The organism is Streptomyces sp. NPDC085927 (assembly GCF_044540975.1).
GTDB classification, from domain to species: domain Bacteria; phylum Actinomycetota; class Actinomycetes; order Streptomycetales; family Streptomycetaceae; genus Streptomyces; species Streptomyces hirsutus.
Window position 1 is genome coordinate 938,320 of the sequence record NZ_JBITSN010000001.1, and the last position, 18,414, is coordinate 956,733.

Here is an 18,414-nt window from a genome sequence, read left to right on the forward strand (position 1 = left end):
GGCAAGGAGAAAGGTATCTGCTCAGTAAACGCTTGGTAATGGGTTGACGGGAATCTCCGGTGCCGACGCCACCCGAGCGCACCAATCGGCTGCCGGCCCCACCGAAGTCGGCTGGAAGCCACCGGTGCCGACCAGGGCCGCATCAGACAACGTTCGCCCCGTGGTGATGTGTCACCCGGTTGCCACGACGGGCGGTGCCGGACGGCCGGAATGATCACGTGGCTGAACGTGTGCGGGTCCGGGAGACCGCCGACGACGAGGGCAGGCGGCTGCTGCGGATCATCCGCAGAGGCAGCGGACCGACGGTGATCCGGCGGCGGTCCCGGACGGTGCCGCTGTCCGTGCAGGGCCTGCCCGGGGCGACGTACGCCGGGCGGGCCGTCGGGCCGGGAGTCAGTGGCTGTCGGAGAGCTGGCCGGCCAGGCGTTGACGCATGCCGGCGCCTGGCTCGTTGAGGCCGATGATGGTGACCTTCTTGCCGCGCTGGGCGTACTTGGTCTCGATGGCGTCCAGGGCCGCGACGGACGGGGCGTCCCGGATGTGGGTGCCGGAGAGGTCGATGACGACGTCGTCCGGGTCGCCCTCGTCGTCGAACTGGTGGACCAGGTCGTTGGAGGAGGCGAAGAACAGTTCGCCGGTGACGGAGTGGACGACCTGCTTGCCGTCGGGGTCGACCACCCCGGAGACGTCGGCCAGGTGGGCGACCCGCTTGGCGAAGACGACCATCGCGGCGATGGAGCCGACGCCCGCTGCGAGACGCCGCGCGCCCGTTTGGAGATGGCCGGGGGCTTCGCGGGAACGCTGCGCCGCCTTCGCCGACTTCGTCGCATCCTTCAGGCTCCCGGGCACACCCACCCGCCGCTGACAAGCCGGTTGAGTCCGCTCATCCCCTCGAACAGCTCCTGGTAGGTCAAAAACGCTTTCTCGTAAGCGCGTTGCGAGTGTTACGGGGGTACACGCGTGCCGATCAGACCGACCGAGTGGCACATACTCGACTTGGAGCGGGATCCGACTCCGGGCGATCCGCAGCGGATCCGCAAGCCGGCCGGTGTCCTGCACAACTTCGCCGACGACGTCGGTGAGGCACTGCGGGACCTCAAGGGGATCGCCAAGGAGGACGAGATCCTCTCCTGGGCCGGCAAGACGGCCGATGTGTTCGCGGAAGAGTTCGCGGACGCCCCAAGAAGTTGCGGAAGCTGAGGAAGTCGTACGACCTGGCGGGCGACGCGCTGGCCACTTTCTGAACTTCGACGGCGTGCCGCTCTCCGCGACCGTCACCGTGTCCGTCCTCGGTGCCAAGAACCAGCAGGGGGCCACCCTGTCCACCGATCCCCGGGCCATCGCCGAGAACCTGGGCACGATCGCCGCTCGCCGCGAGGGCGACGCCTGGCGCAAGGTCACGACCGTCGACATCCCCGAAGTGGGCACGGCCGCGCGGACGTACGGGGTGGAGGACGTGCCCGTCGCGCGGGGCGACAGCCGTGCCCTCCGTATGGTGCTGACCCAGACGTACATTCCCGTGCCGGGAACCACCGCCCAGGTCGTCCTCATCTCCGGAGCCAGCCCGGTGCTGGACCTCGCCGAGGCGTTCCACGACATCTTCGACGCCGTGACCAGCACCTTCCGCTTCGTCTGAGCCGATCCGCAGAGAGGACTCCGGGCCATGAGCAAGAGCGACCTCGCACTCCCGCTGTCGGAGATGGAGGACTACGGGCACCGGCTGCGGTCGCTCGAGAAGCGGCTGAACCACACCAAGAAGCTCTTCGAGTCCTACCGGGACGACATCGGCGACGGCAGCGTCAATGACGCGCTCTCCGACTTCGAGTCCAACTGGGAGGACGGCCGCGAGGACATCACCCAGCAGCTCGACGCGCTCGCCAGTATGTCCGACGCCGTGGTCCGCGAGTTCAAGAAACTCGACGACGACCTCACCAAGCAGGTCAAGGACAAGGTGAAGGTCAAGGAGGAGCGGGGCGGCAAGGGCGACACGTAGCGTCCCACCGTGCCTCTGTACGCCGCTCCGCGGATGCGCCGTGGGCCCCGGTTCCGGAGGGGAACCGGGGCCCACGGCGCATGTCCTGTCAGTACTGGTCAGTACTGGTCAGTACTGGGTGACGGCGAGGCCCCCGGGGGAGACGGAGGCGCCCGCACCGGCGGTGATGCCGACGTTTCCGGCCTCGACGTGGACGCCGAGGGCACCCGGTTCGGCGTGGACCCCGAGAGCGAGGTTCACGGCGGCGCCGGCGCCCGCCTGGCCACCGGAGACGAGGTCCAGGTCGGCATCGGGGATTTCGGCGGTGTCGACCCGGGGGGCGAGGTTCATGGCGGACGGTCCCTTCGTATGTGAAATGAGCGGCGCGGAGTTCACCCGATTTCCGAATCCGGGGTCTCCCACCGGAAAACCGGCGAAATGGCGAACCGCGCGACCCGATCAAAGCACGCGGGGAATGAAGCGACCAGCGGCGCCCGAACCGCACTCCTCTTCCACGCGTCGTGGAATTCACGAGTGTGGTGAAGCGGTCGGCCGAACGTCTCACTTCCTTCACTCGTACTCGTCCGGAAGCGGCCCGTCGGCGGCCCGGGAAGGGAATGCGGCGCGGCTGCCCCGGGTCTCGTGCCCGTCGTACGACTTCGCAGTGAACGGTGTGCGGATCCTCGGGATTTTCCAGAACCGGGCGCCTGGGGAACGGGGTTCACCTGCCCGGTGCGGCCCGAAAGCAAGACCTTCAGAGCGACAGCGTCTGAGCGATGCCGTCCACGATGCCTTCCAGGGGTTCGTCCAGGACCGGCTCCGTCCAGGACACGGGGAGGGTGACCGCGGCGTCCGTCGTGGCCGGACGGACGCCGTAGAAGAGGGTGCGGATCACCGGGCGCGGTCCGAGGAGGCGTTTCCTGTCCTCGACGACGTTCTGGCGGATGCGCACGGCGTCGCCGAGGGGCAGCCGCGTCTCGCGGACGTCCGGTTCGCCGAAGTCCCGTGCCGACATGGACTCGGTGAGCAGGGCGAGGGTCACCTCGGGGCAGGTGGCGTCCGGACGGATGGCGTCGAGCTCCAGGACGGCCGCCACCGACTGGTGCCCGCTGACGTACCAGCCGAAGGCACCGAGGGGATCGCGGGTACGGCAGTCGGCGGCGGCGCGCTTGAGGTCGCGGGCCAGCAGGCGGGCGTTGCCCTTCTCCCCGTCGCGCTCGTACCGCTCGGCCAGGTCCTTCGCCTGGTACTTGGCCCAGTGGTCCAGGTCCAGCGTGCTCGGCAGGGGGAACGGCACCCAGTCCTCCGAGCACTCCAGGCCGAGGTTCGACAGGTCGTCGGTCATGTCCGTGGTCACTCCGTCCCGGGCCGAGGGAGGTGCCCGCGCCCTTCGAGGCCACCAGAGGATCGTTTCTGTCCCGTACCACGTGCAGCGGTATCCCCGCAGACCGCAGCAGCCCGGCCACCCCCGACCGGGCGAGCACCTGCTCCCCCTGCACGGACCTTGCGGGCAGCGCGGGTGCCTCGGGCAGCCAGTCCTCGATGTCGAAGCGGCCGATCAACGCCCCTTCTCTGTCCTGGAGTTATACCTCCCCCCAGGAGCCGGGGAGGTCGGGTCCCCCGCGTGTCCTGCCTCTGCGCGTCCTGCCTCCGCGCGTCTTCTCCCTACGCGTCCTGTCGCCGCCCGTCGCGCCCGTCGTGCCCGCCCCGCCCGCCGCGTCGACGAAGACGGCACGGGCGATTCCGGCGGTCCCGCCGACCGGGAAGCGGCGGGTACGGCCGGGGATGCGCAGGACGATATCGCCGTTCCGTACGAAGAGGCGGGAGGCGTGGCACCGCTCCAGGCCGGGGCCTCGCGAGGCGGCAGGCCGGAGGGCGTGCTCGGGGAACACCGGGTCGCCCCGTCGTGAAGAGTCCGCTTCCCGATCCCCCAGGGGGCTCCTCCCTCGCCCTCTCGCGTCAGCCGACCTCGTTCTCCGCCACCGCCTGGCCGCGGACCACCACGTCACCGCCGTAGAACACGCCGGTGAAGACGGGCGAGTACGTCAACTGGACCTGCACCTCCACCCCTTGGGCGCTGGCCGCCACGCAGTGGGTGCCGGCGACGTCCGCGCCGGACATGTCCATCTCGCGGGCGAAGGCCTTCACCCGGGCGTCGCAGTTCTCGTAGTTGATGGGCGCGGGCTCGTCCACGTTCTCGTACAGGGCCTCGCGGTCGATGTCCTGGGCGGCGTAGCGGGCGGCCTGTTCGGCGATGTCGGCGGCGCGCTCGCGCTGGGAGATGGAGAGACCGCCGTCGATGACGAAGGCCGCGAGGGAGATGAAGACCAGCGCGAAGACGATGACCGCGCCGGCGCCCGAGCCGCGGTCGTCGAGTCCCTGCCCGCGATACGTCAGCCACCTGCGCACACGTGCTCTCACGCCGTCCTCCGGTACGGGTCCAGCGGTGAGCTGAAGCTCGCTGACAGGGTCGTCGGGATGTTCAGGCCCAGGGTGGCCAGCCCACGGACCTCGCAGCTCACCTCGACCGTGAAGAGGGTGTCCGGTTCGAAGCCCTGGCTGGTCTGTACGACGTTCACCGGGCCCGAGCAGATGTCCGCGAGGTTCGCCTCCGCCGCCTGGCGTGCTTCGGCCATCGCCCGTACGTGGTCCTTCTGGATGGAGCCCGCGCGTGCCGCGTCCCGGGCCGCGCCGTCCAGCGCGCCGCGACCGCTGACCAGTTGGCCGAACGCCACCAGCACCAGGATGAACAGGATCATCACCGGGGCGAGGATCACCACTTCGACGGTGGACAGGCCGCGGTCGTCCACAGGTGTCCGGCGGGACGGGCCCCGGCCGGCCGCCGGTCCCCGGTGCTCCGGCCGAAGGGGGACGTCCATCTAGTTCTCCCCCTCTTCCACGAACCGCTCCACCGGCCCCGCCGACCGGGCGTGCACCGTCAGGTCGAAGCCCGGGAACACCGTCGGGATGCGTGCCGTGATCTCCACGCCCACCGTGTCCTGCTCCGGCTGGAGCATCCTCACGTCCGGCGACAGCACCAGCTGCGGCCCCAGCTGCCGGATGTAGCTGTCCACCACGTCCCGCGCCTCGCCCCGCCAGCCGCCCGGCTGGGCGTCCGCCGTCGCACGCGCCTTGCGCGCACCCGCCTGCGCCGCCGCCTGGGCGACGTGATCCGCGAAGAAGTACAGCGCGAACTGCACCGTCGCGAAGATCATGAAGAACAGGACAGGCGTGAGCAGCACGAACTCGATCGCGGTCATGCCGGAGTCGCCGCGGGCGGAGGCGGCCTCCACCCGTCGGCGTACCCAGCGACGTACGCGCACCGGCATTCCCCGTCCCAGTCCTGTCGCGGTCCTGTCCCCGACCTCGGCGTACGTACGCTCAGCAGGTGCTGCCGGCGTTCGCGCCCTTGATGCAGTCACCGACCTTGTTGGCGCCCTCGCTCAGCGCGGCGTTGATGATGGCGGCGACCACGCCGACGATCGCCACGACGACCGCGGAGATGATGACCCACTCCACCGCGGAGGCGCCGCGGTCCAGTTCGCCGGAGCGGGCACGCTGCACGCGGGCCCGCATGAAGGTGACCAGGAAGTCCACGGCGGGGAGGCCGGTGTGGAAGGTACGTCCGTTCATGACGCTTCGTCCTCTCGTATTCGGTTCACAGATGCTCTGACGTACGGGTCACGGTTGTCGGTTCGCGGTCGGCGGTGCACGGTTCGGTGCACGAGTCATGGTTCACGGCGCCACGGCTTTCCGTTCACGGTTCTCACACCTGGAACACCCGCATCGCCGCCGGGAAGATCAGGAACACCAGGAACCCCGCGCACAGCAGCAGCTGCGCCACGAGCATCGACTGGGACTTCTCGCCCGCGCTGCCCTCGATCTCGGAGAGTTCGCGGTGGCGCATGGTCTCCGCGCGGGAGGCGAGGGACTCGCGGACCTTGGCGCCGTCGTCCGCGACCAGGGCGAGGGAGGCGGAGAGGTCCTTCAGTTCCTCGACGCCCAGGTCCTCGCCGAGCTGTCCGAGCGCCTGCCACTGGCTGATACCGGTGATCCGGGCGTCGGCGAGGGCGTTGCGGATGCGCTGCGTCGCCCAGCCGTCGGACACCTCGGCCGCCGCCATCAGCGCCTCGGGGAGGCCCCGCCCGCCGGCCAGGCTCATCGACACCAGGTCCAGGTAGGCGCCGATGACCCGGCGCAGGTCGCGCCGCTTCTCGGCGGCGTCCCGGCGCACCTCCAGGTCGGGCAGGAAGAAGAAGACGACCGCGCAGAGCAGAGCCAGCCAGACCGGGACGATCGGGCTGCGGCTGAACCCGAGCGTCCAGACGACCGCGAAGAGGAACGGTCCGAAGAACAGGCCCCCCGCCGCCAGCAGCACCTTCGTCGCCAGGAACTTCTCCCAGCTCCGCTCCAGTACGGCCAGATCGGCGCGCAGCGAGCGCTGCTCCCAGCCCTGCTGGAGATAGAACTCGGCGATGCGCGCGCCCACTTCGCCGCGCAGGGACGCGAACCGGCCGGTGTCCTTCTGCGTGCGGGCCGACTCGTACGCCGCGCCCCGTGCCCGCATCGCGTCGATCCGGGCGACCTGGGCGACCGCGCTGCGCCTGGTGGGCATCAGGGCCCGGATCAGGACGTAGACGCCCAGTCCGAGGACCGCGCCGACGACCACCGGCATCGTCAGTTCGTCGTTCACCGTCGTACCCCCCTGCCCTGCTGGTCCCTGCCCTGCTGGTGCGGGAGCCGCAGCGACGGCGCGTTCCCCTGCTCCGCCTGCTGCTGGGCCGTGGCGGTCGCCGCCCCCGGCGTACGGGGCCGTACGAACTGGACCGCCGCCTCGTCGCGCACCAGGAAGCGTTCGGGGGTCTCGATGGTGGACAGCTTGCGCAGCCACCAGAAACCGAGTGCGAACAGCCCGCAGACACAGGCGAGTACGAGCTGGCCCACGGCCGTTCCGTACGGCTCGACGAAGTCCCGGTTGAAGATGGCCAGTCCGAGGACGAACGCGATCGTGACCGCGACGACGATCTGCACCGACCGACGGGTGGACGCCCGTTGGGCCATGACGCGCTGCCGCATGTCGACCTCTTCGCGTGCCGACTTGGCCAGCGCGCCCAGCACCTGCCGCAGACCGGGGCCGCGCAGCTTGGCGTTGAGGATGAGCGCGGCGACGATGATGTCGGCGGAGGCGTCGTCGATCTCGTCGGCGAGCAGCTGGAGCGCCTCGGGCAGCGGGGTCCGGGAGCGCAGCCGGTCGACGAGCGCGTCGAGATGGGGGCGCAGGACGGGCGCGGCCGCCCGTGCCGACGCCGGAATGGCCTGCTCGAGGCCCACCGCGCCGGCGATGGTGTCGCGCAGCGACTCCGTCCAGGACGCCAGGGCCTCCACGCGCCGCATGGCGGCCCGCTCCTCCGCGGCTCCGCCGAAGAGGCGGTCCCAGAAGAAGACGAGGATCGCGGCGGCGACACCGGCGACGGTCCAGCGGGTCAGCAGCAGCACGGCGAGGCCGACGATCGCGGCGAGGGAACCGCGCTGCCCCGCGAACCGGACCAGCTCGGCGGCGCGTCGGCTCGCCTTCCGCTTCTCGTGCTCCGGCTTGGCGGGCAGTCCGCGCACGGCGACGACGAGCAGCGCGAGGCCGCCGCCGACGGCGACACCGCATCCGAGCGCGTACAGGACGGTGGTGGAGAACAGGCTGCCCATCGAGCCGAGCGAGGCGGTCGCGGCGAGGTCCGTGGCCGTACGGATCACCGGGTCACCCCCACGTTCCGCTGGGCCGGTAGCCGTAGGCCATCAGTTCCTCCAGGCAGGCGATGGGGGCGTGCGGCACGACCCGGCCGTCGGACGACCGGGTGAACACCTCGCTGGACAGGACGCGTCCGTCGACGCCGTTGACCTCGCGGACGGAGGTGACCATGCGCTGGAGCCGGCCGCCGTTCTGGAACTCGTTGCGCCGCTCGATGAAGACGACGAAGTTCACCGCGCCCGCGATCAGCATCTGGCTGGCCTCGATGGGCAGCCGCTCCGTCGCCTGCAGCGCGTACGTCGAAATACGGTTGAAGACCTCGCTGGAGCTGTTGGCGTGGATCGTGGACAGCGAACCGTCGTTGCCCTGCGACATCGCGTTCAGCATCGTCACGATCTCGTCGCCGAGCACCTCACCGACGATGACCCGCGAAGGGTTCATGCGCAGCGACCGGCGCACCAGCTCGGCCATGGAGATGCTGCCCTGTCCCTCGGAGTTGGGCAGCCGCTCCTCGAACGCCACGACGTTCGGGTGGAGTTCGGGGAAGGAGTCGAGGCCGAGCTCCAGGGCGCGTTCGACGGTGATGAGCCGTTCGTGCGGCGGGATCTCGTTGGCGAGAGCGCGCAGCAGCGTCGTCTTGCCGGCGTTCGTGGCACCCGCGATCATGACGTTCTTGCGGGCCCGCACCGCGCAGGCCAGGAAGTGCCCCAGCTCGGGGGTGAGCGTGCCGTTCCCGACCATGTCGGAGATGAACACCTTGCCCATGCGGGCCCGTCGGATGGACAGCGCGGGGCGCCTGGTCACGTCCATGACGGCGGAGAGCCGGGAACCGTCCGGCAGCCGCAGGTCGAGCTGCGGGTTCGCGGAGTCGAAGGGCCGGGAGGAGAGACCGGAGTACGCGCCGAGCACCTGGATGAGCTCGATGAGCTCCTCGTCGGTCTCGGCGACGGGCTCGCCCTGCGCCTCGTGGCCGTCCGCGTAGCCGACGAACACCTGGTCGCAGCCGTTGATGTCGATGTTCTCGACCTCGGGGTCGTCGAGCAGCGGCTGGAGCCGCCCGACGCCGAACAGCGCGGCGTGCACGGCGGCCGCGTACTGCTCCTCGGTCTCGGCGTCCAGCGGCGTACGGCCCGCGTTGATCTCGGAGCGGGCGTGTTCCTCGAGGATCTGGGCTATGACGGCCCGCGCGAACTGGCGCTCGTCCTCGGTGGACATCGGCGTGACGCCGTTGACCTGGTCGAGGCGGCGCTGTTCGGAGATGCGGTCGCCGGCGTCCTGACGGAACCGCTTGACCAGTTGATGGTCGACAGCGGTCATCGCCCGGCTCCGGCACGGCCGTCGGACGACCGGCCGCCCTGCGAGGCGTCCTGCGGACCCGGCTGACCGGGCTGACCGGGCTGTCCCGGCTGGTGCTGTTGGGCCGCCGGTGCGTACCGACCCTGCTGGGACTGGGACTGGGACTGGGACTGGTGCTGGGCCTGCTGCGGGTGCTGAGGCTGATGGGACTGTGCGGCGTGGGCGGACGCGGCCCAGGCGGCGCCGTACTGCTGGTACAGGTCGGCGGTCACCTTGCGGGCGGTGCGGATCAGCAGCGACTTGTCGAGCCGGCCCCGCCGGCGGCCCGCCAGCTGCTCGGCGCCGGCCGGGTCGTCGGCGAGGGTGCCGACCACGCGGGCACCGGTCTGGGCGTGCACGAGCATGTCGTTGACCTGCGAGGCGAGCTTGGCCGCGCTGCCGGTGTCGGTGATCAGGACGACGCCGACCATCGGACTGCCCGGCCCGGCGACGCGCGCACCGCCGTTCAGCTTGCCGGCCAGGACGGCGGCACGGTCCCGGACCCGGGCGAGCGCCTCCGGTTCGGTACGCGAGACGAGCAGGACGAGGGAGGCGTGCGGGAACAGCTCGGCCGCCGGGGTGTCGCCGCTGATCCGCCCGCAGTCGGCGATGACGTCGGCGGCCGCGTGCGGGGAGTCGGCAAGGGAGGCGAAGGCGCGCCCGAGGGTCGGCCACAGCCCGGCGAGGCCGGCGGCCTGCTCGGAGTTGCCGAGTCCGACGAGCACTTCGAGACCGCCGCTCAACGGCTGGACGTGGTCCCACAGCTGGTCGGGCACGAGCCCGCGCCGTGCGGTGGCGGCGATGGACAGCATGCCGGTGTTGGGGTTGAGCGGACCGCCGTGGGCGGCGGCGCTGCGGTAGACGAGGTCACTGCCCGCCGGGTCGGTCTCGGCGAGCAGTACACGCCGCGGCCAGACCGCCGCGAGAGCGACGGCCGCGGTGGTGACGCCGGGGGAACCCTTGTCGGCGGCGAGGGCGATCAAGGCCATGAGTGAAGTGCCGCCTTCTAGTTGCCAGGAACGAGGACGAGAGCCACCTCGCCGTTGGAGGCGGCCTGGGCGAGTGCGGCAGCCTGGGCATTGTCGACGACCAGCGTCACGGGCAGGTTGGCGCTGCTGACGATGCTGCCGTCGCCGCCCTCCTGGTTGGGCACGGAGGCCACGCGAGCCTGCTCGACGATCACGGACCCGCCGGTGCCGGCCGCGGAGCCGCCGTCCTCGTCGGCCTCGTTCCCGGAACCCGATCCCCTGCCGCCGACGCGGTACGCGGCAACGGTGTCGCCGGCCTCGAGCCCGGCCGGATACTGCCCCTCCTTGAGGGACAGCCCGACGACGGACTTGCCGTCCGGAACCTTGGCCTCGTTGCGGAACATCTCACCGACGGCGACGACGTTGGCCGGGATGGTGCTGACGGCCTTGAGGCTCTTCAGCGCGTCCAGCTGGGTCCACGGAATGTAGTTGATCTCCGGATCCTCGACGACGAGCACGGACTCGACATTGCTGCCGCTGACCGACTGCCCCGCCGGAATCTCCTTGGTGACCTTGACGACCTCGATCCGGTCCCCCACCTGGAGCACCAGCATCGTGGCACCGAGCGCGCCCACGAGGATCAGCAGCACCGCGAGCGCGGCCAGCGCGGGTTTGCGCTCGCGAGGCGGAGTGGGAAGCCGGTCACCGACCGACGGCTGAACCGGAGCGGCGGAACGCCCCGCGCCCGCCCCCGTACGCTCCTGGATCTTCACGCAACCGCTCCCCGTACACCCAAGATGATGTCTGCCAAGTACCCCGGAAACCTGGACACTTCCCCCCACGTCCACTCGCGCACAGACATGCGGGACGCGGCCGGACCTACCGGCCCGACCTGGGCTGATATCCAGCGTCGAGGTGAGTGTCAAGCCATGGCACCGTACCAGTCACACATCAGCCCCTCAAGGCACACCCAACGTCACGGACACCACATGACACCCCGTTACTCATCTGCAATTTCACCCTTGAACAACCCAGTTGGCAGCAGCGCCGAACAGCAGTCCACCCCCTGTGCGCCGGCGAACCGCCAAGCCCGCCGGACACCCACCACACCCGCCCGTTTCCTCACGTGCCACCCATGAGGCCCGCACGAATCACCCACAAGGCCGCGGATGTGCCGTGCCATGATTTTTTCCGGATCGGCGACGGGGAGGACACGGGGAACGCTGATGGACCTTCTTCCGGTGAACAGTGCGGCCTTGGCATCCGACCCGCGGGTCCTGCAGGCAGTCCGCGCCGTGGGCGAGCGATACGGGGTGGACTACACCGACGACACGACAGTGACCGAGTTGCTCACGGAGCGACGGCGGGCATTGCAGGCACAGCAGCGCGGCCCGGTTGTCTGGCTCGCCGCCCTGACACTGGCCACGGGATCCCTCTGGCCAATCGTGGGCCATGCCGTTCCGGCCTTCGCCGGAAAGCCGGTGCTGGCATACGCCCCGGCAGGTCCGCTTCTTGTCGTCGCCGTCGCAGCGCTGGCCCTCGTCCACGTTCGCTGGAAGCGCGAACTGAATCACCCGACACTGGCCGGCTACCGCGTGGCCCTGGGTGTGGTCCGTGCCCACGGCATCCCCTTGGCCTACGTGCCGGCCTGGCTGGAGGGCCGTTCGTCAGGCGGAAGCGGAAAGGGGACGGCACCGATTCCGCCGTTCCCACCGGTTGAGCCCTCGACGGCCGAACCCTTGACGACCGAATCCGCGCAGACCGACCAACTGCCGACCAACACGCCCGACGCATCAGGTCTCGTGTCCTCCGCGACCGTACCTCCGAAGCCTCCGGCGGTGACGGCCTACGAACGACTTGCGGACGCGGGCGGCTGGCACGACGAGGCGGGCTACCTCTTGGTGGCAGCCGGCGCGGGCGGCGCACTCTGGGCGTGGGCCTCGGACGCGCCGATCGGCTACGGCGCTCTCCTCCTCATCCCCGCAGCACTTCTGGTCTGGCTCGCGGGCAGTCGTCAGGGCGACGAGAAACACCGCCTCCGCGAAGAGGCGGTGGCGTACGTCAGGGTGGTCGCGGCGGCGCAGGCGGCCGGGGCACAAGTGCCGAAGCTGTCACCCGTCCTGCAGAAACTGGTGGATGCCGACTGAGCCCCCGGCTCTACCGGCATCCCCTACCCCCCACCTCTTCAAGGAACCCAATGAAGCGCGTCACGTCGATCACCCTCTCCGCTCTGTCCCTGATCTCCCTCGCGGCGCTCAGTGCCTGCGGCGGGAACTCCGGCTCGGGTACGGACGAGGACGCGGCAGCAGACAAGCCGAAGGCGACCGCGTCCAAGGAGAAACAGGCCACTCCGGCGGAGCGGTTGAAGCAGTTGATGATCACGAAGGCCGATGTGTCCGACAAGAACGTGAACGAGCCCGACAGCGAGTTCGCCTTCGCCGCGTCCCAGAAGGAGGTCACGGTCGAGAAGCCGGTCTGTACCCCACTGGCCTACGCCATGAACCAACTTCCTCTCGGCGAGCCTCAGGCCGACCTCACTCGTGTCGTGAACGGCGGCCTGAACCAGGCGTTCACGTACGTCACGCTCACGACGTACGACTCCGGCCGGGCCGAGTCCGCCATGGCCGGCCTTTCGGAGGCGGTCGACGCCTGCGGCGGAGGCTTCACCGCCAAGACGAACGACGACACGAGCGCGTACGACTCCGTGACCGCCGAAAAGCCCGTCGCGGAGGCCGGCGACGAGTCCCTCGCGTTCCAGTCCACCCTGACGTTCCGGGGCACCCCCCACACCATGCACACCCAGGTCGTGCGCAGCGGCGACGTCCTCGCCGTGTACTTCTCCGTCGACGGCACGGCCATCGCCAACAGCAGGCCGAGCGACGCGAAACTGCCGGCGGCGGTGGTGAAGGCGCAGAACGCGAAGCTGGGGTGAGCCGGCGCACCGAGCTGCCCTCGGAGGGCATCGGGGCCGACGAGGCGAGCGATGTCAACCCTGCGCACGAGGGCTCCACCGAGAGGCTGAACACAGCTACGAGTCTCTTGCGCCAAGAAGTGCGGATATCTCCACAGAGTTCGCTGTGGCGAAACCAAGAAGCACACCGATACCGTCGTTGCCCGTGACCATGCATCTGTCTCACGGGGGAGTCACTGTGAAGCGCCGCTCTTTGCCCGTTGCTGCCGCGTTCGCCGCCACCGCAACCCTGCTACTGACCGCCTGCGGGGGCGGGGACAACAACGGGAAGGCCGCTGACAAGATCGCCGGCGCCGACCAGGGCACAGAGACGCCGACGAAGTCGGCGGAGCCCTCGGGAGCGCCGGCAGAGGACAAGCCGGACGGCGTGGACGTCTCCCTGCCCGCGGACATGAACCTGGTCTTCGACTGGGAGAAGCCGAAGAACGAGAACGAGGCGGCTGCCATGTCCGACGCGGCCAACTTCTTCCGTGCCATCTACCGAGGCGTCGACAAGCGCACGCCCAAGGATGCGTCCGTGGCCGCCTATGCCACCGGCGAGGGGCTGAACTACGCGGAAACGCAGATCAACGCCTGGATCGAAGGCGGCTGGACCGCCACCGGCACACTGCGCCACTACGACGCCACCACTCGGTCCGCCGAGAACGGCACGTCGGTGGAGGTGGCGTTCTGTGCTGACTCGGGCAAGTTCTACGGCAAGGAAATCAAAACCGAGAAGGTCCTCGAGACCGAGCCCGGCATCGAGGACTTCGATCATTACAAGATCATCATGGTCAAGTACCCCACAGGCACCGGCCTGTGGCAGGCGTCCAAGGTGTTTGTCGAGACGAAGGCGGCGAAGTGCCAGTGAAGGGAGCACTTCGCACGTTCATCGGCACCGCGACGCTGACGCTGGCCATCAGCACCCTCGTCCTCGCTGAATCCGCCTACGCAGCGAAACCGGTGGGTTCCGACAAGGGAGCCAGTACAGAGCAGACGGGCGGAGGCGACGGCACCGGCATCTACGCCGCCGCACGCATCCAGTACTCCGGCTCCGTCGCCAAGAACGGCAACACGGGAAACGTGACGTCCTCCGACGTCAACTGGGCTCCACCGCCCTGCTGGTACGCCCCCTACCTCGGTGCCGAGGACTTCAAGAAGAAGATGTCCAAGGACATCAAGGACGCCAAGGGTGCACCCGGCATGGGCGGGCACGCAGGCGCGGCGATCAACGAGCTGGAACGCCACTATGAGGACGAGTACGGATGGACCGACACCCCCGGCTACAAGGACTACAACGTCGAGAAGGACGGCGAGGGGATGTTCTGGGCCGGTGTCCAGAATCCCAACGAGCCTGACGTACTCAAGCGGAGCTCCTGCACCGACCTCCCCTTCTGGGTCGACAACGGGGAGGCCCCGCCGCCCCAGTACGAGGAGGCCATCACCCCGGAGATACTCGCCGCCCTCGCCTACCAGCACATGCAGCTTCCCGACACCGAGGTGAGCCTCGCCCCCGAGGGGACAACGAAGGTGAATCTGCCGACCTGGGCCTGGCTCGACAAAGCCGTCTTCGACGAGGTCCAGGCCACGGCGGCCATCAACGTCCCCGGCTTCGCCATCCAGGCCACGACGACCGCCAAGCCGGTGTCCCTGAAACTGGAGCCGGGCACCAAGGACGCCGAGACCTACCCCGCCTCTGGCGAATGCACCATCAACGCCGACGACTCCATCGGTGAGCCCTACGCCAAGGGCAAGGCCGACCGGACTCCGCCCTGTGGAATCAAGTATCTCCGCTCCTCCGGCGACGGGACCTACGCTCTCCAGGCCACCATCACCTGGGAGATCGCCTGGACCGGCACCGGCGGCGCCGGCGGCGACCTGCCCGACGGGAGCTTCGGCAACGAACAGGCGGTCACCGTCCAGGAGATCCAGGCCGTCAACCGCTGAAGGAAGGCAAGCACACGCCCGCAGCCGCATGGGACTGTCCCGTCATCGAGAGGTGCATACCGCCCTCGTATGCGTCAGCAGCCGCGCTGTGCAGCTACGACAAGGCCGTCCCCGGCGACCTCTGGGGGACTCCCCGGCGGCCCTTGGGGGAGACCCCTCCGGTCATACGCCCATCGCCGTTCCGAGGGCCCTTTGACGCCCGTCAGGTACCCGAAGACGATCTGGGATACCGCCGGACAGTGGTGGATTCCGGATGCGAAGGTCACCGAGGCCGAGTACACCGCATCACCGGCAAAGCGAAGAAGTACCGCACTACCACTCGGCTGTTGGTCTGCCGGGTCAAGCAGCTGAAGGACGTCCATGTCCTCAACGGGCAACGCGAGTTGTTCCCCGCCGGGAGCTCCCACGCCGGGGGCACCGACAGCCCGTTCCCGACCGTCGCAGCAGAGCGGTGCCACCGTGCGCACGCGATCGCCGAACACGCCTTCGCCCACCTGGCGAACTCGGCGTCGGCCCACCTGCAGTCGGGGAATGTCGCCGCGAACGTGGCAGAACGCCTTCGAGGCCCTATGGACAGCCACGGCTGCCGCCTGCGCACCTGACCTGCCCGTTGCTCTGCCGTCCACGCCTCAGGGCCTCGGGTCGTCCTGCCGCCGGGACGGCCGCCCGGCGGTCGCCCACGCTCACCGGCGGAAACCTGCACCGGAACTCCGGTGTCAGGCGCTGTTGCGGTACGAACGGGCCTCCGCCGCCGTCACCTTCTCGGGCTCGTTCCGGATGGCTGCGTCGACCAAGGGAAGCAACTTGTCGACCTGCTCGCCCAACTTCCTGTGACGACCCTGCAGTTCCCGGTGCCAGGCGCGGGCATTCTTCCCCACCCAGACCTTGTCGCCGCCGATGTCCTCGGCCGGCTTCTTCAGCGCCTTTCTGAGCTGTTCGACCTCCTTGGCCAGATCGCTGCGCAGTTTCTCCAGATCCGCCTTTCTCGGATTGTCCACCTTGACCTCGGGATCCGCCACAGTCGTCCTCTCATTCATGGAGTACCGGTAAGTCATGGGTCAATTCGCCGCGGCTCACCCCCTTTCCTTCAACAACTTACGGCGCCGCATCACCAGGAGGATCGTGCCACCCAGCAACAGTGGCGTGAATGCCAGCGTGATGAGCATGGGAAGCGTCATGAAGGGCGGATCCTCGACCCACTCCGCCGTCAATACTCGGGTCGGTTCCCGAGGGTCGTAGGTCACCGGCACCGCGGCTCCTTCAAGCAGACCTTCAGGGCGCTTTCCGCCCCAGTCGCCGAGCACGGTTTCAACCTCGCCATTGGGGCCGCTGAATCGAACCTTGACGTTCCCCGCCTCGCCGTACTTGTTCTTCGGCGAGGCCGTGATCTCGGCCGCGACGGACACTCCGCGGGAGCGCAGATCGTTCACGAGCGACTGCGAGGGCAACCAGAACACGAGGAAGGCTACGCATGACCCCAGCGCCATGACGAACAGCGTCAGTATCAGGCGCCGTTGCGGCAACGGCGGCTGGCGCACCGCAGTTCGAAACTGTTTCGACTCCCGGTCTAGAGACTGTCGTTCCGCCGACTTCGGAGGCAGTGTCCAGTCGTCCCGCGACCGCTTCTTTTTCTTCTTTTCCATGAGATCCAGTTCCTGTGCGTCAAAAACCTAGCCAGCCCCCCACTTTTTTGGCCGCTCCTCCAATGCTCTTACCTATGTCCTTGGCTGTGTCGGTCACGGCATGCACAACCTTTTTCCCGGTATCGGTATTGAGGGCGTAGTAAGCAGCGTATCCAAGACCCGCGCCCACTACGATGCCTGCTGCCACACCCCAGCCCACCGGCCCGCCAAGTGCCGCCACGGTTGCCACACCGGCCCAGGTGCCCGCCATTCCGGCCCCAAGGGACGCGACGTTCGAGGCGATCGCCACATCGGTGTCCGCGTCGTTGACCTTGATGTCGTACGCGATGCCGCCGATGGTCAGCAGTGAGCCGACCAGCGGCACACGGCCACCTGCCCTGAAGGCCTTGCCGAGCCAACCGCCCTTCACAGCGGCCGGAGCCTTAATGTATGGAACTTTGTCGGCAAACCAACGGGCGGAGTCACCAAGCGATGTCTCCATTAGGCGCGAGAACGAGCCCAGGCCGTACTTGGCGAAGGTCCGCTCGGCCTGCCGGGACGCGGCCTTCGAGGCCTTGGCGTTGGTCCGCGTCTCCTTCTTGAACTGGGCACGCTCCGCAGGCGTCATGGCATTGATACGTCGCTCATAGGCCGCCTTCGCCGCCTGTGAGAACTTGCCGGCCTCGTCCCAGAGTTGGTCCGCCAGTTTCGACTGAACACCGATGACGCCGGCCACGAGACCCGCGTGCACGGTCCAGGTCGCCTTCGGGTCGCCGAGGTCCGTGACCGCCTTCTGGAGATGCTTCCAGGCGGTGTCCCACATATCGGGATCGTCCCCCTGCATCAGTGCGCGATTGAAGAGGGCGCCGGGTTCGTCCTCGGGAAGATCGCCGTGGAAGAGATCCAGCACCTTGTTGAAACCCGGCGCGGGTTTCTCGGCGTTCGCCGCGGTGGTGAACGCGGTGCCGAACACCTTGGCGTCCTCCTTGGCCGTCGGCGCGTTGGCCACCGCGATCGCCATGGGGAGGTTCTTGACGAGATCAGGATCCATGCCGGCGTAGAACGCCGAGGTGTAGTCCGGATCCTTGCTTCGTTTGGCCAGTTCCTCGGCGATGCGGTGGAACGCGGGGCCCGCCTCGTCAGGGCCCATGCCCGCGAGCTCGTTGGCCTCCTTGGCCAGCTTCTCGCCCTCGTCGTGCGCCTGCTTCACGGTCCACACCGGCTCACGCAGCTGAACCATGGGCGGCTTGGGCCCCACACCCTCGAACTCCATGGCAGCGGCGAGCGCTTGGCGGCGACGCAGCATGGGCAGTTCGTCGTCGACCCAGGAAGCTATCTTCCCGAGCTCCGCGAGATGGCTCGTGTCCAGCCCAAATTTCTGAAAGCGACTGAAATAGGAAGCCTTTCCCTGATGAAGCGTCTTGCCGCCGGAAACCAGACTGTTGATCGTCTTCATCAGGTTTGCGGGGTTTATCCCCGAAAAATTCGGATCAACCATTCTTTGCGCCCCCCGCGCCCCCCGCGCCCCCCGCGCCCCCCGCCGGCTGCGGGTCGAGGAGAACTGCCTGAGCACCCGACCCCTGCAGCGCCTCTTCGAGCTTGCCGCTGGGGATCGCGACCCACGATTGTTCCTCTCCCATCGCCTCCACCAGGCCGACCACGGTGGAAAAAGCGAGAGCGACGAGCTGCGTCCCACCCGACTCGGCTTCCAAAGGGATGAGCATCACCTCGACCGTGCCCTCCAGACGAGGCGCGCCGTCGTCGTCCCGTGGCACATCCGTCATGGTGGGAACCACAAGGACTTCCGGGGCTTCTTGAAAAGACTGAGCCGAATCCATCCGCACAGACTATGAGGATGCCTGAGTGCGGAGCAATTG

20 protein-coding genes and 3 pseudogenes are annotated in these 18,414 nt (G+C 68.7%); 7 read left to right on the forward strand and 16 right to left on the reverse strand.

Annotation, left to right across the window (positions count from 1 at the left end; translation table 11 throughout):
- Positions 1-393: 393 nt before the first annotated feature.
- A pseudogene (locus ACIF80_RS04305) lies at positions 394-747 on the reverse strand (STAS domain-containing protein); the annotation flags it as partial.
- Between the two features lie 213 nt (positions 748-960).
- Between ACIF80_RS04305 and ACIF80_RS04310 the strand changes: the two are divergent.
- From ACIF80_RS04310 to ACIF80_RS04320, 3 genes and pseudogenes are all read left to right on the forward strand, one after another.
- A pseudogene (locus ACIF80_RS04310) lies at positions 961-1,241 on the forward strand (WXG100 family type VII secretion target); the annotation flags it as partial.
- Positions 1,242-1,243: 2 nt separating this feature from the next.
- Positions 1,244-1,636, forward strand: a pseudogene (locus ACIF80_RS04315) (hypothetical protein); the annotation flags it as partial.
- A 27-nt stretch (positions 1,637-1,663) separates the two neighbouring features.
- Complete coding sequence (locus ACIF80_RS04320; RefSeq protein WP_399799087.1) at positions 1,664-1,993, forward strand: hypothetical protein; 330 nt, start codon at positions 1,664-1,666, stop codon at positions 1,991-1,993.
- A 108-nt stretch (positions 1,994-2,101) separates the two neighbouring features.
- Here the strand turns inward: ACIF80_RS04320 and ACIF80_RS04325 are convergent, their stop codons facing one another.
- The 11 genes from ACIF80_RS04325 to ACIF80_RS04375 all read right to left on the reverse strand — a co-directional run bounded on the left by ACIF80_RS04325 (position 2,102) and on the right by ACIF80_RS04375 (position 10,791).
- Entirely contained in the window at positions 2,102-2,323 is a 222-nt protein-coding gene (locus ACIF80_RS04325) for a hypothetical protein (protein WP_399799089.1), read from the reverse strand.
- A 403-nt stretch (positions 2,324-2,726) separates the two neighbouring features.
- Positions 2,727-3,317 (reverse strand): hypothetical protein, encoded by a 591-nt coding sequence (locus ACIF80_RS04330; protein ID WP_399799091.1) that lies wholly within the window; start codon positions 3,315-3,317, stop codon positions 2,727-2,729.
- 614 nt (positions 3,318-3,931) lie between these two features.
- Positions 3,932-4,393 (reverse strand): pilus assembly protein TadG-related protein, encoded by a 462-nt coding sequence (locus ACIF80_RS04335; protein ID WP_399799093.1) that lies wholly within the window; start codon positions 4,391-4,393, stop codon positions 3,932-3,934.
- Complete coding sequence (locus ACIF80_RS04340) at positions 4,390-4,851, reverse strand: TadE/TadG family type IV pilus assembly protein (RefSeq protein ID WP_399799096.1); 462 nt, start codon at positions 4,849-4,851, stop codon at positions 4,390-4,392. Before ACIF80_RS04340 ends, ACIF80_RS04335 begins: the two co-directional genes overlap by 4 nt.
- Positions 4,852-5,301, reverse strand: coding sequence for a TadE family protein (locus tag ACIF80_RS04345; RefSeq protein ID WP_055594190.1), 450 nt, complete (start codon positions 5,299-5,301; stop codon positions 4,852-4,854).
- Between the two features lie 52 nt (positions 5,302-5,353).
- On the reverse strand, positions 5,354-5,605 hold the full coding sequence (locus tag ACIF80_RS04350; protein WP_399799099.1) for a hypothetical protein: 252 nt from the start codon (positions 5,603-5,605) through the stop codon (positions 5,354-5,356).
- A 133-nt stretch (positions 5,606-5,738) separates the two neighbouring features.
- Entirely contained in the window at positions 5,739-6,647 is a 909-nt protein-coding gene (locus ACIF80_RS04355; RefSeq protein WP_399799453.1) for a type II secretion system F family protein, read from the reverse strand.
- Positions 6,648-6,661: 14 nt separating this feature from the next.
- Complete coding sequence (locus ACIF80_RS04360) at positions 6,662-7,672, reverse strand: type II secretion system F family protein (protein ID WP_399799455.1); 1,011 nt, start codon at positions 7,670-7,672, stop codon at positions 6,662-6,664.
- A gap of 52 nt (positions 7,673-7,724) precedes the next feature.
- Positions 7,725-9,032 (reverse strand): CpaF family protein, encoded by a 1,308-nt coding sequence (locus ACIF80_RS04365; protein WP_399799101.1) that lies wholly within the window; start codon positions 9,030-9,032, stop codon positions 7,725-7,727.
- Positions 9,029-10,039 (reverse strand): hypothetical protein, encoded by a 1,011-nt coding sequence (locus tag ACIF80_RS04370; RefSeq protein WP_399799104.1) that lies wholly within the window; start codon positions 10,037-10,039, stop codon positions 9,029-9,031. Before ACIF80_RS04370 ends, ACIF80_RS04365 begins: the two co-directional genes overlap by 4 nt.
- A gap of 17 nt (positions 10,040-10,056) precedes the next feature.
- Entirely contained in the window at positions 10,057-10,791 is a 735-nt protein-coding gene (locus ACIF80_RS04375; protein WP_399799106.1) for a hypothetical protein, read from the reverse strand.
- A 453-nt stretch (positions 10,792-11,244) separates the two neighbouring features.
- Here ACIF80_RS04375 and ACIF80_RS04380 point away from each other — a divergent pair, with 453 nt between their 5' ends.
- The 4 genes from ACIF80_RS04380 (at position 11,245) to ACIF80_RS04395 (ending at position 14,915) form a co-directional block, all read left to right on the forward strand.
- Entirely contained in the window at positions 11,245-12,165 is a 921-nt protein-coding gene (locus ACIF80_RS04380; protein WP_399799109.1) for a hypothetical protein, read from the forward strand.
- 50 nt (positions 12,166-12,215) lie between these two features.
- Positions 12,216-12,950 (forward strand): hypothetical protein, encoded by a 735-nt coding sequence (locus tag ACIF80_RS04385; RefSeq protein WP_399799111.1) that lies wholly within the window; start codon positions 12,216-12,218, stop codon positions 12,948-12,950.
- A gap of 217 nt (positions 12,951-13,167) precedes the next feature.
- Positions 13,168-13,839, forward strand: coding sequence for a hypothetical protein (locus ACIF80_RS04390; protein WP_399799458.1), 672 nt, complete (start codon positions 13,168-13,170; stop codon positions 13,837-13,839).
- Positions 13,836-14,915 (forward strand): hypothetical protein, encoded by a 1,080-nt coding sequence (locus tag ACIF80_RS04395; protein ID WP_399799114.1) that lies wholly within the window; start codon positions 13,836-13,838, stop codon positions 14,913-14,915. The genes ACIF80_RS04390 and ACIF80_RS04395 overlap by 4 nt, the downstream gene beginning before the upstream one ends.
- Positions 14,916-15,631: 716 nt before the next feature.
- Here the strand turns inward: ACIF80_RS04395 and ACIF80_RS04400 are convergent.
- The 4 genes from ACIF80_RS04400 to ACIF80_RS04415 are packed head-to-tail and all read right to left on the reverse strand — an operon-like array spanning position 15,632 to position 18,375.
- Positions 15,632-15,934, reverse strand: a complete 303-nt coding sequence (locus tag ACIF80_RS04400) for a hypothetical protein (protein ID WP_399799117.1) — start codon at positions 15,932-15,934, stop codon at positions 15,632-15,634.
- A gap of 54 nt (positions 15,935-15,988) precedes the next feature.
- Positions 15,989-16,558: a DUF3592 domain-containing protein gene (locus ACIF80_RS04405; protein ID WP_399799120.1), complete on the reverse strand. Its 570-nt coding sequence runs from the start codon at positions 16,556-16,558 to the stop codon at positions 15,989-15,991.
- A 19-nt stretch (positions 16,559-16,577) separates the two neighbouring features.
- On the reverse strand, positions 16,578-17,993 hold the full coding sequence (locus ACIF80_RS04410; protein ID WP_399799122.1) for a hypothetical protein: 1,416 nt from the start codon (positions 17,991-17,993) through the stop codon (positions 16,578-16,580).
- A gap of 34 nt (positions 17,994-18,027) precedes the next feature.
- Positions 18,028-18,375 carry an SAV_915 family protein gene (locus ACIF80_RS04415; protein WP_399799125.1) on the reverse strand — a complete coding sequence of 116 codons (348 nt, stop codon included), beginning with the start codon at positions 18,373-18,375 and terminating at the stop codon, positions 18,028-18,030.
- Positions 18,376-18,414 lie beyond the last annotated feature (39 nt).

What these genes read in the sequence shown, in the direction of transcription:
- ACIF80_RS04320 (WP_399799087.1), top strand. Translation starts at nt 1,664, where the DNA reads ATGAGCAAGAGCGACCTCGCACTCCCGCTGTCGGAGATGGAGGACTAC.
- ACIF80_RS04325 (WP_399799089.1), bottom strand. Translation starts at nt 2,323, where the DNA reads ATGAACCTCGCCCCCCGGGTCGACACCGCCGAAATCCCCGATGCCGAC.
- ACIF80_RS04330 (WP_399799091.1), bottom strand. Translation starts at nt 3,317, where the DNA reads ATGACCGACGACCTGTCGAACCTCGGCCTGGAGTGCTCGGAGGACTGG.
- ACIF80_RS04340 (WP_399799096.1), bottom strand. Translation starts at nt 4,851, where the DNA reads ATGGACGTCCCCCTTCGGCCGGAGCACCGGGGACCGGCGGCCGGCCGG.
- ACIF80_RS04345 (WP_055594190.1), bottom strand. Translation starts at nt 5,301, where the DNA reads ATGCCGGTGCGCGTACGTCGCTGGGTACGCCGACGGGTGGAGGCCGCC.
- ACIF80_RS04350 (WP_399799099.1), bottom strand. Translation starts at nt 5,605, where the DNA reads ATGAACGGACGTACCTTCCACACCGGCCTCCCCGCCGTGGACTTCCTG.
- ACIF80_RS04355 (WP_399799453.1), bottom strand. Translation starts at nt 6,647, where the DNA reads ATGCCGGTGGTCGTCGGCGCGGTCCTCGGACTGGGCGTCTACGTCCTG.
- ACIF80_RS04360 (WP_399799455.1), bottom strand. Translation starts at nt 7,672, where the DNA reads ATGGGCAGCCTGTTCTCCACCACCGTCCTGTACGCGCTCGGATGCGGT.
- ACIF80_RS04365 (WP_399799101.1), bottom strand. Translation starts at nt 9,032, where the DNA reads ATGACCGCTGTCGACCATCAACTGGTCAAGCGGTTCCGTCAGGACGCC.
- ACIF80_RS04370 (WP_399799104.1), bottom strand. Translation starts at nt 10,039, where the DNA reads ATGGCCTTGATCGCCCTCGCCGCCGACAAGGGTTCCCCCGGCGTCACC.
- ACIF80_RS04380 (WP_399799109.1), top strand. Translation starts at nt 11,245, where the DNA reads ATGGACCTTCTTCCGGTGAACAGTGCGGCCTTGGCATCCGACCCGCGG.
- ACIF80_RS04385 (WP_399799111.1), top strand. Translation starts at nt 12,216, where the DNA reads ATGAAGCGCGTCACGTCGATCACCCTCTCCGCTCTGTCCCTGATCTCC.
- ACIF80_RS04405 (WP_399799120.1), bottom strand. Translation starts at nt 16,558, where the DNA reads ATGGAAAAGAAGAAAAAGAAGCGGTCGCGGGACGACTGGACACTGCCT.
- ACIF80_RS04410 (WP_399799122.1), bottom strand. Translation starts at nt 17,993, where the DNA reads ATGAAGACGATCAACAGTCTGGTTTCCGGCGGCAAGACGCTTCATCAG.
- ACIF80_RS04415 (WP_399799125.1), bottom strand. Translation starts at nt 18,375, where the DNA reads ATGGATTCGGCTCAGTCTTTTCAAGAAGCCCCGGAAGTCCTTGTGGTT.